Genomic DNA, 13066 nt, shown 5'->3' on the forward strand with positions numbered 1-13066 from the left:
AAGGAGCGATTGGTATGGCACTCGTCTCAATGAAAGAGATGCTGCAGACGGCGTTAGAAGGTAAATATGCCGTTGGGCAATTTAATTTAAATAATCTTGAATTCACACAAGCGATCTTACAAGCGGCCCAACTCGAACAGGCGCCCGTGATTCTTGGTGTAAGTGAGGCTTACATTCCCTATATGGGGGGACTGCCCTGTATCGCAGGCATTGTGAAAGCTTTGATCGAGCACTATGGCATTACAGTGCCAGTAGCCCTTCATTTGGATCATGGCAGCTCGTATGAAGTATGTATCAAAGCGATCCACGCTGGATTTACCTCGGTGATGATCGATGCTTCCCATCATTCGCTCGAGCATAACATCGAAGTTACGCGTCAAGTGACGCAAGCTGCGCATGTGCTCGGTGTTTCTGTAGAGTCTGAGTTAGGTCGGATTACAGGACGTGAAGATGATCTAGTTGTAGATGATGCTGATGGGATGTATGCGGTGGCTGAGGATTGTGTGAAAATGGTTCAGGAAACAGGCATCGATTGTTTAGCACCTGCACTTGGATCGGTTCATGGTCCTTATCGCGGACAGCCTAAGCTTGGTTTTGAACGAATGGCTGAAATTAAGGAACTGACAGGAGTACCCCTTGTGCTTCATGGGGGAAGCGGTCTGCCAGATGACGAAATTCGCCAAGCCATTGCTTGTGGTACAGCTAAAATTAACGTTAATACAGATAATCAAATTGCTTGCACAGCAACGATTCGCAAATTTTTGAATGATCACCCGGATGCCTATGATCCTAGGAATTATTTAATCCCAGCTCGGGAAGCCATCATTGCATCTGTGAGAGCCAAAATCCAGTTATTCGGAAGTGCAGGTAAAGCGGGAGGGAACGTAGGATGAAGAAGATCAGAATCGGTATTATCGGCGCAGGCCGCATTGGTAAAATCCACGCAGACAATTTATTACGGAACCCGCAAGTTGAGATTGTGGCAGTAAGCGATCTGTTTGCAGGTCCTGAGCTCGAAGCATGGGCAGCAGACCGCAACATTTCCATCGTAACTAAGGATAGCAACGAACTTATTTCTCATCCAGATATCGATGCCATTTTCATTTGTTCCTCCACAGATACGCATGTTCCGTTGATAGGGCAAGCCGCGCGTGCGGGTAAACATATTTTCTGTGAAAAACCGATCTCGATGGATATCACACAAACCGTATCAGCGATTGATGAAGTTAGAAAAGCTGGCGTGAAGCTGCAAATTGGCTTTAATCGTCGTTTTGATCACAATTTCAAGCGTGTGCAAGAAGTCGTGCAAAGCGGGGGGATCGGCGATCCTCATATTATTAAAATTACTTCCCGTGACCCGAATCCGCCTCATATTGATTATGTCAAAGTTTCCGGCGGTATCTTCATGGATATGATGATTCATGATTTTGATATGGCTCGATTTGTTTCAGGCAGTGAGGTTGAAGAAGTGTATGCGGTTGGAAATGTACTGATAAATCCGGATTTTGCCCAGCATGGTGATGTGGATACAGCGGTTGTGACACTTCGTTTCGCGAATGGCGCACTAGGTGTGATTGATAATAGCCGTCAAGCCGTATATGGCTATGACCAGCGTGTTGAAGTGTTTGGCTCCAAGGGCAGTGTGGTCGTTGCGAATGATCATCCGAATACAGCTGTGATCTCCACAGCAGAATCGATTGTGAGTGATAAACCGCTGCATTTCTTCCTTGAGCGTTATCAAGCAGCTTATATAGAAGAAACGCAAATGTTTATTGATGCGATTTTGAATGATAAGTGTGTGCCTGTTAGTGGGGATGACGGTGTTCAAGCCGAACGGATTGCACTAGCTGCGAAGTTATCTTCCCGTTTGGGCAGACCAGTGAAGGTGAGTGAGGCCTTGGAATTGCTCAAAGAATCCGCGGTATCCTAAGAAGGGGAGGGAGACGTTACGATGTCCAAATTAATTGTAACACCTGCATCTTCTCCGAATGAAGAAGGCAGCCTTTTACAAGTGACGCCGGAATCGGCAGGTTGGCAGTATGTTGGATTCGAAATTGTTCAGCTAGCAGCAGGAGAAACCTTGAAACGTGAAACTGCTGATCAAGAGGTATGCCTCGTATTGTTGAGCGGCAAAGCGGATGTGAGCACAAAGGAAGAACAATGGCTTGGGATCGGTCAGCGTATGAGCGTGTTTGAGCAAATTCCTCCTTATTCTGTCTATGTGACTAGCCATGATAACTATGAAGTGACGGCGTTAACTTCGCTAGAGCTTGCTGTGTGCTCAGCGCCTGGTGCCGGGAATCATCGTTCACGCTTGATTGCTCCTGCGCAAGTAGGCGTTGAGACACGCGGATATGGGAATATCGAGCGTTACATTCATAATATTTTGCCTGAGAGCGAGCCTGCGGATAGTTTACTTGTTGTCGAAGTTTTCACTCCGAACGGCCATTGGTCCAGTTATCCGCCGCACAAGCATGATCGTGATGCGCTTCCGGATGAGTCCTTTCTGGAAGAAACGTATTATTTTCGTGTCCAGCCTGAGCAAGGTTTTGCGATTCAACGGGTGTACACAGATGATCGTTCACTTGATGAAACGTTAATTGTTAAAAACGGAGAAGCCGTGCTAGTTCCTCGTGGCTACCATCCCGTATCTGCGCCTCCGGGCTATGATGTGTATTATTTGAATGTCATGGCTGGACCTACGCGGATATGGAAATTTCATAATGACCCCGACCATGCCTGGATCATGACGAAGCCGAGCGAATCGTAAGGCGGTTGCAAGTTCTGGCAAGCCCCGTCATAATGGGGGAATAACTGTATTCTTCAAGAAAAATGGGGTAGTACGATGAAGGCAACCATTTACGATGTGGCTCGGGAAGCCGGTGTATCGATTGCAGCGGTTTCGCAAGTCATGAACGGTAAAGGGAAAATAAGCGAAGAACGGCGCACTGAAATTCTAAAAGTGATGGAAAAGCTCAATTACCAGCCGAGTGTCATCGCATCCGCACTTACGGGGAAGAAGACATATACGTTAGGCCTGCTTGTCCCTGATATCTCCAATCCCTTCTTTGCTGAAATCGCTAGGGCTGTTGAGGACCAAGGTCATAATCTAGGATATAGTCTTGTCATCTGCAGTACGGATAATAAAGACGAACGCGTAGAACGGTATTTGAACTTACTCCAGCAAAAAAGTGTGGATGGGATGATTATCGGGACCGGGATGGATAATAAGGACATGCTGACACCACTCATGGAGCGATCGATTCCTGTCGTCATGATCGCGCGGGAGATGCCGGATATGGCTGTACATACCGTTGTTGTTGACGATTTCGTCGGTGGCACGTTATCTGCTAAGCATCTCTTGGAACTTGGTCATACTCGGATGGCGATTCTTGCTGAACACACCAAAGTTACAAGTAGTCGTGAACGGGTAAAAGGTTTCATGACCACGCTTGCGGAAGCGGGGATCGGGCTCCCCGAAGCGAGGGTTCGGAATTGTAGGTATACCGTAGAAGACGGCAAACGCGAGGCGATTGAACTTCTAGAGAAACCTGCCGCCGAGCGGCCGACTGCGCTGTTCTGCTGTAATGATATGCTCGCGATTGGCGCCTTGCAGGCTGCTAAGCAATTAAAGCTTCGTGTTCCTGAAGATATTTCCGTGATCGGTTTCGATAATACGATCCTAGCTTCTGTGACGGATCCACCGCTTACCACAATTGCACAGCCAATTGAACCGATGGGTAAGCAAGTTGTCGATCTGCTTATTCTCGAACTGAAGAAGAAGTCACAAGCCAAGCAACGCATCGTTATGCGCCCAGAACTCATCATCAGGCAATCCACAGCAGCTCCGGCAAAGTGATCGTATAAGGAAGCGAAGACTGCTTTCCCTTAGGGGAAGGCAGTTTTTTACTTTTAGACTTGTAAAACGTCGTTCGCTCCATCCGAATAGATGATTACTTCTTGATCAATCGGTCTCCACGCGAATAGATGGATTTCCTGTAGTTAATTTAGGGGAATTTCTGTTCAATCACCAATTAGATGGATTACCTACAGTTAATCGGAGGGAATTCCGCTGAAATGCGTAAAGCGGGTGGATTTACCTACATTTTTTACAGTTATATTGGGAAATCGGGAAAATTCCACAGAAATAACTGTACTTTTTCCATTTAATTTCCATTCGCAGGATCAGCCAGTCGCATAAGCATCACAAGAAACTCTCCCAAGCACAAATATCTATAGATATTCTTTATTTATGTGGAAAAATTCACTAGAAATGACCCAATGATTTTATAGTTTCTTCTATAATATTTTAAGGGTTTTACGCGTGAAAACTTATATGATAGGGATATAAACATTGAAGTAAGGAGTGAAGCAAACATGAATGGGAATATTATTAAAACTCCTGACATCCAGCCTGCCATTAGCGAAATAGGAGCCTTGCGCTTGAAACGACGAAGAAAGTTGAAGCAGAACATTCCATTGTTCATCATGTTGTTACCTGTTGTTGCGTACTATATTCTTTTCAAATACTGGCCTATGGGCGGACTTGTTATCGCTTTCAAAAATTACAACTTTGCCGATGGGATTTTACATAGCCCCTGGGTAGGGCTGAAAAATTTCCATCTATTATTTTCTAGTTCGAATACACTTCAAATTATTTGGAACACATTCTGGTTAAGCTTATTAAGTTTAGTATTCGGTTTCCCGATGCCGATCTTTCTAGCTATTTTATTAAATGAAGTTAGACGGTCATGGTTTAAAAAATGGGTGCAAACGATTATTTATTTGCCGCATTTCTTTTCTTGGGTTATTGTTTCCGGGATTGTGCTTTCCCTATTCGCTACCGATTACGGTTCGATTAATAAGGTTCTTGTCCTGTTTAATATTGAACCGATTACCTTCTTGTATGAGTCCAAATCTTGGCTAGCCATTTTTATCGGATCGGGTATCTGGAAGGAAATGGGGTTTAGCACCATTATTTATCTAGCCGCACTAACGACTATTGATCCTTCGCTCTATGAATCAGCCGCAATGGATGGTGCTGCGAAATGGCGTCAAATGTGGCACGTAACGATTCCAGGAATCAGGCACACGATAATTTTGCTACTTATCCTAGCGATGGGGAAAATTATGGAGGTTGGCTTCGATCAAGTCTATAATTTACAGAACGCCGGCGTGTCTGAAGTGTCTGAAGTTATCTCTACCTATATTTATAAAATTGGTTTAGGCAGTGCGCAGTTTAGTTTAACAACAGCCATGGGATTCTTCGAATCCGTCATTAGTTGCAGTCTGGTGTTGATCGCTAATCAGATCGCTAAGAAATATGACCAAGCATTGTTCTAGACCTTGGAAACATCCTGTAGGACAGCAATGAGAGGAGGGGTTGTATGAAAGCCACTAGGGGAGAAAATATATTTTACACGATCAATTATATCGTACTTGGATTAATAGCTTTGACTTGTATCCTGCCATTTATTCATATCGTGGCTCTTTCACTAAGTGAACGAACAGCCGTGGATTCAGGTCATGTCGCCTTCTGGCCAATAGGTATGCAGTTCACTGCATATAAAATCTTTTTCGTTGCCAGCCCAGCGCTTAGTGCTTTTAAGAATAGCATTATCATAACGCTTGTTGGTGTGGTACTTAGTTTATTAGGTACGATATTAGCTGCATATCCATTGTCAAGATCCTACCTCATGGGTCGCCGTTATCTTGTTCTTGGGATGGTATTTACAATGCTATTCTCGGGAGGGTTAATTCCTACGTATCTCGTGATTAAGAGTATGCATCTCATCGACTCCTATTGGGCATTATGGTTGTCTGGCTTCATTAGTACGTACAATATGTTGTTGATGAAAAGTTATTTCGAGAATATTCCGTATGAAGTGCAGGAAGCCGCCCGAATTGATGGGTGCAGCGATACTTCCCTTCTCGTACGTATAATATTGCCGCTATCCCTTCCGATGCTGGCTACGCTTGCTTTGTTCTATGGGATTGGTTTCTGGAATTCATTCATGAACGTACTTATGTACATCAATAAGAGCGAAATGATGAATTTAACCGTTGTCGTGCAAGCGATGCTGCAAAAAAACGATCTGTTGAACTCGCCGTCGCTTAATGTGGAAGAGCAAGCAGCAGTCGCTACGGAAATGGTTAAAGCTGTAGGCGTAGTTGTTATGGTTGTGCCGATGTTAGTCGTTTATCCTTTTTTGCAGAAGTATTTTGTCAAGGGTGTCATGCTTGGATCCGTCAAGGGTTAATCAAATCGGTGTTCCCGTTTCACAAAACTTCACTATAAAATTTTGCAGGGGGAAATGAACATGACAAATAAGAAACTATGGCTCGGGATGACAGTAAGTGCTGTTGCTCTAGGGGCAACGCTGGTAGGTTGCAGCAGTGACAAAAATGAAGGTGCGACAGCAACGACATCTACAACAGCGGCACAGAGTACGACAGCAGCTGCGCCAGCCAAACGTGGAGATGTAACTTCAACCATGTATGATCGTGGCGGAGTACCTGCAGCCGAAGGAAATTATGAAGAGAATCGTTGGACCAAGTACATCAACCAAAACGGCCCTGCTAATGTGAAGTTTGTACCTGTCTTGCGAAGCGACTCCGTGAAGAAATTGAATGTCCTTTTCGCATCCGGCTCAGCACCAGATATCATCAATGAATATAACACACCGTTCCGTGGTTCCCTATATGATCAAAAACAGTTGATGCCAATTGATAATATTTTGAAATTTATGCCTGAATATACAAAGTTGTTAGAGAAATACCCGCAGCTGAAAAAAGCAGGAACGAAGCCAGACGGTAAAATTTATGAAATTGGTAAAGTGAAAGAAGCAGTACCTGCCCACATTCTACTTATTCGCTCTGATTGGTTGAAAAAGTTGAATTTGAGCATGCCAACAACAACAGAGGAGATGCTTGCAGTTGCGAAAGCGTTTGCTGAGCAAGATCCTGATGGCAATGGCAAGAAAGATACGTACGGTATGAATATGAGCACGTACTCCGAACAAGCGATCAATGAAATGTTCGGTGAAAACTCATCCTCAACGCTGCTTGCTTGGGATATCAAAGATGGCAAAGTTGTTCGTGCATGGGATAAAGAGCTAGCTTCCCTAGCCTACAAGCAGAAATTATATGAAGGTGGAATCATCGATAAAGACTACATCAATGATAAAGACGGTGCGAAAGCGAAGCAGGACTTCCTGAATGGGAAGATCGGTATCTACGTGAAGTTTACTGGCGGTTGGAATGAATTTGTACTGAGCGATATGGCTACGTTGAAGAAAAATGTGCCAACTGCAGAAATCGCACCATTAGGGTATCCGAAATCACCACTCGGAACATTCACAGGTGGAATTGATAACCCAGTTCAAATGACTACTGTAGTCAATGCGAAAGCCAAAGATCCAGAAGCAGTTGGCCGCTATCTTGACTTCATGATGAAACCAGAAACAGCGGGTAAAATCTTCAATGGTGATGAAGGCGTTCACTGGAAGAAAGGGCCAAATGGTTGTCCGCAACCAATTGATGTAGCGAAGAACAAAAATGAAGTTGTTTGGGCAGGAGATTATGATATGTTCTACTCCCTCGGCCAAGATAAATGTAGCTTCGTCTTGAGCGGTGTAAATCCTGAAATTCCTGAACAAAAGGTTGCTTACGATATGTATAAAGAAGTTCAGAAATTGTACTATGATCCTGCGAGACAATATCCAGCGATTGCAAATGGTGATCACATGCCTGTATACCCTGCTGATCTTCAAGTGATTAATACGACGATCTTGAAAGAGAAAGGTGATCTCTTCGTTAAAGCAATTCTGAGCGGTGCGAAATACACACCAGAACAAGCGATTAAGGATTCACAAGCAGCTTGGACGAAAGCTGGCGGTCAGCAACTCGAAGATTACATGAACAAATGGTACCAAGAAAATAAATCCACAGCATTCCTTGCTAAAGATCTTATGGACATTGCTAGGCAACAAATGGAACAAGTGAAGTAATTGAATTGTTGACGGAAGAGCTGGATTTCGATGAGGAGTGCCTGCACATGTAGGTCTCTCATCGATGTCCAGCATCTTCTTTAAATAGGCAGATATCAGCAATACATCATGGGAGGAACTAACAGTGAACAAGGTGAACGTAGCCATCATCGGTTGTGGCGGCATTGCAACGGGGAAACACTTACCCAGCTTGAGCAAAATTGAGCAAGTCGAAATTATCGGATTTTTTGATATTTTCCCGGCAAGTGCACATAAGGCAGCTGAGAAATTTGGCGCACCTAGAGCCAGAGTCTATGATGATTACCGCGAATTACTCGCAGACCCAACGATTGATGTGGTTCACATCTGTACACCGAATGATACACATGCGGAAATCTCCATTGCTGCATTGGAAGCAGGCAAGCATGTGATGTGTGAGAAACCGATGGCCAAAACAGCCGCAGATGGTCGCCGCATGGTGGAAGCTGCGAAACGTACGGGTAAAAAATTAACGATTGGGTATAACAATCGCTTCCGTGCTGACAGCCAACATTTGAAACGAGTTATTGAAGATGGCGATTTAGGTGAGATTTATTTTGCAAAAGCACATGCTGTTCGCAGACGTGGTGTTCCCACTTGGGGTGTTTTCCTGGATGAAGAGAAACAAGGCGGCGGGCCGCTAATTGATATTGGAACGCATGCGCTTGATCTAACGCTTTGGTTAATGAATAACTATGAACCTAAGGTGGTGCTGGGCACCGCTTATCATAAACTTTCACGTAAGGAAAATGCGGCAAATTCTTGGGGGCCTTGGGATCCAGAGAAGTTTAAAGTTGAGGATTCAGCTTTCGCAATGATCGTGATGAAGAATGGTGCGACCATCATGGTGGAAGCGAGCTGGGCGCTCAATACACTCGATACGAAGGAAGCGAAATGTACGCTTTGCGGTACCGAAGGCGGTGCCGATATGCAGGATGGCTTACGTATTAATGGCGAAAACCATAGCCGCCTCTATGTGAACCAAATGCAATTCGAAGCGAAAGGCGCAGATTTCTATGAAGGTAAGAAAGAAACGATGCAGGATAAAGAAATCCGTTTATGGATTAATGCCATTATCAATGATACAGAGCTGGTCGTGACCCCAGAACAATCCTGTGTCGTTTCTGAGATTCTTGAAGCGATTTATGAATCGAATCGCACGGGTAAAGCTGTCTATTTTGACTAAAACATGTAGAAAAGAGGCAGTCGAACTATGATTAAAGTAGCGATGTTGAGCTTCTGGCACGTCCATGCCAAAGATTATGCACGTCTAGCTGCCGAACATACGGATACCGAAATTGTTGCTGTTTGGGATGAAATGGAGGAGCGAGGTCGGGAGAAGGCCGAAGAACTCGGTGTTCCCTTTTACAGAAACTTGGAACAGTTGTTGAGAAATCCTGAGATCGATGCTGTCATTGTGGGTACACCAACGAATCGACATCATGAGGTCATTATTGCAGCTGCCAGAGCAGGTAAGCACATATTCACGGAAAAAGTGGTAGCTACGACCACCAAAGAATGCAAAGAAATACTTGCCGTGGTAGAGGAAACAGGGGTCAAATTAACTGTGTCCTTACCTCGTCTTTACATGGGCTTCGCACAAGCGGCGTTAACGTGTATCCGTGAAGGTCTCCTAGGCACGATTACCACTGTACGTATTCGACTTGCACATAACGGTGCGCTGCGAACAGACAAACATCCAAACGGAGCACTTCCATCTCATTTCTTCAACTTGGAGCAATGCGGTGGGGGAGCGTTGATGGATCTTGGGTGTCATCCGATGTACTTAGCTCGTTTGTTTCTGGGATTACCAGAAAGCGTTAGTGCAAGCTTCGGTTACATCACTGATCGCGAAGTTGAAGATAGTGCCGTAGTCACATTACGTTATCCAAACGGTGCTCTGGGCATTGTGGAAGCTGGATTTGTTAACAGCTATTCGCAATTTGATATGGAGATTCAAGGAACAGAAGGTAACCTTATGTATGCCCGAACGGACGATAAATTACGCATCCGCAGCTCCAAAATGTCAGGGGAAGCAGCGACAGAGTGGCAAGAAGTGACCGATTTACCAAAGCTGCCTTCTGCCTTCGAACAATGGGTATCCCATATTCAGCAGGGAACGACGGCGACAGAGAACATTGAGCTTGCTTTCGATTTAACTTGTTTAATGGAAGCATCGACGTTGTCTGCCCGTTATGGCGCTGTGATGAAGTTGAGTGACCTTTCAGAATAAAACCGTTTCCCTAAGGAAAGGCCAGAGCATCCCCTTCAGAGCAGTAAGGGAATTCTGACCTTTCTTTCATAATAGAAAAACTTTTAGGAGGAAGAGACATGATCGATAAAGGGGAATATTCCTTTTCAACCTGTTGGAACATCAAGAAGCACACGGTAGGACGTGGCATGATTGAGGAAATTAAAGAGCTTGGCTTTCGCAATGTCGAGCTTAACTATAACGTTACGGAAGAAATGATGACAACGATTGAACCGATGATTGAGAAGGGTGAGATTGGTGTATCTAGTGTGCACAATGTGTTCCCATTTATCAATGACAAGGATTATGATACAGATTCCGTCATGCTGGGATTCGATGATGAAGCGAAGCGTAAGCGTTCTGTGGAGTTACTAATCCGTTCTATGGAATATGCCAACCGATACGGGGCCAAAGCTGTGGTCGTGCATCCAGGTGAAGTGCCTTTTGACTATAACATTGATGTGGATTTGAAAAAGCTGTATCGAGACCACGGTAAGGATTCACCGGAGTATCAGAAACTATGGAGCGTCATGATCGAAAGAAGAGATCGGTTGAGTCCTCTGTATACGCAAAGAATTCAAGAAAGTTTGGAGATTGTAAGCGAGCATGCGGCTCGAAAAGGCTGGAATGTCGCGATCGGCATTGAAACTCGCTCCAGATCGTATCAGATGCCTTCTTTGATGGAAGCGAAGACGATCTGCGATAACCTGGCAGGCAGTCCTGTGTATTTATGGTACGATATCGGTCATGCGATGATGATGGACCGAATGGGCTTATACGATAATCTCAAAGAGTTGCAAGAAGTGAAAAAATACATTTATGGTGTACACATCCATGAAACGCTGGAACTTGCCGATCATTGGTGTCCTTATGTTCACAGCAAAGATCTGAACTATTTCGACCATTTCCTAGAAGCTATCGATTATGCCAAAGTGAAAGTATATGAATTAAAAGCGCTATGCGAGCCGAATGAAATTCATGAAAGTCACAACCTCATCACAAGTAAAATCGCAGCTAGGAAAGGGTAAGGTGACCTGCATGGATGCTATTTATAATCGCTTAGTTAGCTTGAATGATGAATTAACGGAAGCTACGCTTCTGGGGCAGATTCTGGATCCGCAATCCAAATATTACGGAGGTATTGTGGACGAAACGGGCATTGCCCGAGCGAATCACATGAGTACACCGCGTATGATAGCTGGTTGGGCTTCTGCTTTGGTGAATCCGGATTCTCGCTATTATCAAGATAGCTTGCTATTGAACGCATTGGATAAAGCGGTCGCGTTCATGCTGAACAGACAACATGCGGATGGTACGGTTTCACTGGGTTCTACGAATTATAATTCTCCCCCCGATACCGCGTTCGTAGTCGGTGGCGTGACACAAATGTACCAACTGCTTAACAAACACGACTGGGCTGAACTTGAGCCTGTGACAGCTAAGCTGAAGCTCTTCTTGGAACGAACGATACCAGCCATGCTGACTGGTGGTTGCCACACGCCGAATCATCGATGGGTGATTACCGCTGCACTATGTCTATTATTTGAAATTTTCCCACAGCCCGAGTTGCTTGCACGAGCGGAAGACTGGTTAGCTGAAGGATTAGATATAACTGAAGATGGGGAATGGACAGAGCGCAGCAACGGGATCTATAACGCAGTTAGCAATATTGCCCTATATCATACGGGTCGTTTGATGAACCGTCCTGAACTGATCGCATGTGTGCGAAGTAATCTTCGTATGATGATGTACTTAATTCACCCTTCTGGTGAAGTAGTAACGGACTACTCAGGACGTCAGGATTTCGGTCAGACCGCTACGATGGCGAACTACTTTCCGATTTATCGCTTAATGGCGGCGCATGATCAGGATCCCATCTTTGCGGCCATGGCCGACTATGCGGGATCCTACATTACAGGCTTCTACGAAGGCGTGAACAACCATCCGCTGATGAGTATCCTCGTTTATCCCGAAGCGGATATATCTCACATTGAACGAGCACCGCTGCTTGATCGATATGTGAAAATGATAAATGCCGAGCATCCGATGAAGGAACATTTGCAGCAAATCGATGCGGTTGGCCATCATATGCACATCCAGCATAGCAGCATGCATCTCACTTTCGGAGCTCCGTTGGTTCGGATTCGTGAACTGGATCAAAGTGTAACAATCATGTCGCAGACGCCATCCTTCTTCTCGTTGCGCCATGGGAAAGCGAGGTTACTCGGTGTCAAACTGTCCACTTCGTTCTCACCAGGCATTGTGAAGTTCACGAATCTGACAGCGAGCGAAAGCGGATATAAGCTGGATACGGTGTTGGAAAAAGGCTACAACGGACCGATTCCGCGTCATTTGCTACCTGCTGGGACGGAGGGTTCAACACTCAGTCCATGGTATTTGCTACCGCATCAGCATCGGCCGATGACCCATTCGCAGAAGCTTGAACTGCAAGCGGAAATAGTGAACACAGGAGACTCTGAATGGACGATTCATGTATCGTCTGATGAGCGTGAGGATGTCTTCACGCAAGTAACTTTCATTTTTGGAAATGAAGGTGCGGTGAGTGGCGATGATTTGCTAGCAGGGGAAGAAGGGAAGTACTTCCTGCGAAGCGGTTCTATGACGTACGAGGCAGAGGGAGATGTTATTGAGATTTCTTCAGGTGCCTATGAGCATATCCTGCCTATCGTTCGTGAAGATCAACATCCATCAGGATGCCAATATGTCCATGTCAACTTGGTTACACCTTATGATCGGACGTTCAAGATCCGTCTACTGTAGAAAGGAA

11 protein-coding genes are annotated in these 13066 nt (G+C 45.0%); all 11 read left to right on the forward strand.

All coding sequences use genetic code 11. The annotated features are described in order from the left end of the window. Nucleotides 1–14: 14 nt before the first annotated feature. The 11 genes from fba to GC096_RS25810 all read left to right on the forward strand — a co-directional run bounded on the left by fba (nt 15) and on the right by GC096_RS25810 (nt 13059). Nucleotides 15–893 (forward strand): class II fructose-1,6-bisphosphate aldolase, encoded by an 879-nt coding sequence (gene fba / locus GC096_RS25760; RefSeq protein WP_171634154.1) that lies wholly within the window; start codon nt 15–17, stop codon nt 891–893. Beyond that, nucleotides 890–1930 carry an inositol 2-dehydrogenase gene (gene iolG / locus GC096_RS25765; RefSeq protein ID WP_171634156.1) on the forward strand — a complete coding sequence of 347 codons (1041 nt, stop codon included), beginning with the start codon at nt 890–892 and terminating at the stop codon, nt 1928–1930. Before fba ends, iolG begins: the two co-directional genes overlap by 4 nt. 21 nt (nt 1931–1951) lie before the next feature. After that, the gene (iolB, locus tag GC096_RS25770) at nt 1952–2770 is read left to right on the forward strand and encodes a 5-deoxy-glucuronate isomerase (RefSeq protein ID WP_171634157.1); all 819 of its coding nucleotides are present in this window, start codon (nt 1952–1954) and stop codon (nt 2768–2770) included. Between the two features lie 75 nt (nt 2771–2845). After that, entirely contained in the window at nt 2846–3859 is a 1014-nt protein-coding gene (locus GC096_RS25775; protein WP_171634159.1) for a LacI family DNA-binding transcriptional regulator, read from the forward strand. Nucleotides 3860–4377: 518 nt separating this feature from the next. Continuing rightward, nucleotides 4378–5343, forward strand: a complete 966-nt coding sequence (locus GC096_RS25780) for an ABC transporter permease (protein WP_171634160.1) — start codon at nt 4378–4380, stop codon at nt 5341–5343. A gap of 44 nt (nt 5344–5387) precedes the next feature. Then, on the forward strand, nt 5388–6260 hold the full coding sequence (locus tag GC096_RS25785) for a carbohydrate ABC transporter permease (protein WP_171634162.1): 873 nt from the start codon (nt 5388–5390) through the stop codon (nt 6258–6260). A 60-nt stretch (nt 6261–6320) separates the two neighbouring features. After that, entirely contained in the window at nt 6321–8009 is a 1689-nt protein-coding gene (locus GC096_RS25790; RefSeq protein ID WP_246302939.1) for a type 2 periplasmic-binding domain-containing protein, read from the forward strand. 124 nt (nt 8010–8133) lie between these two features. Then, complete coding sequence (locus GC096_RS25795) at nt 8134–9213, forward strand: Gfo/Idh/MocA family protein (protein WP_171634165.1); 1080 nt, start codon at nt 8134–8136, stop codon at nt 9211–9213. 27 nt (nt 9214–9240) lie between these two features. Then, on the forward strand, nt 9241–10260 hold the full coding sequence (locus tag GC096_RS25800; RefSeq protein ID WP_171634166.1) for a Gfo/Idh/MocA family protein: 1020 nt from the start codon (nt 9241–9243) through the stop codon (nt 10258–10260). Nucleotides 10261–10358: 98 nt separating this feature from the next. Continuing rightward, entirely contained in the window at nt 10359–11306 is a 948-nt protein-coding gene (locus tag GC096_RS25805; protein ID WP_171634168.1) for a sugar phosphate isomerase/epimerase family protein, read from the forward strand. Nucleotides 11307–11316: 10 nt separating this feature from the next. Further along, complete coding sequence (locus tag GC096_RS25810) at nt 11317–13059, forward strand: hypothetical protein (RefSeq protein WP_171634169.1); 1743 nt, start codon at nt 11317–11319, stop codon at nt 13057–13059. Nucleotides 13060–13066 lie beyond the last annotated feature (7 nt).

This window comes from Paenibacillus plantarum, assembly GCF_013141695.1.
In the GTDB taxonomy this organism is placed as follows: domain Bacteria; phylum Bacillota; class Bacilli; order Paenibacillales; family NBRC-103111; genus Paenibacillus_E; species Paenibacillus_E plantarum.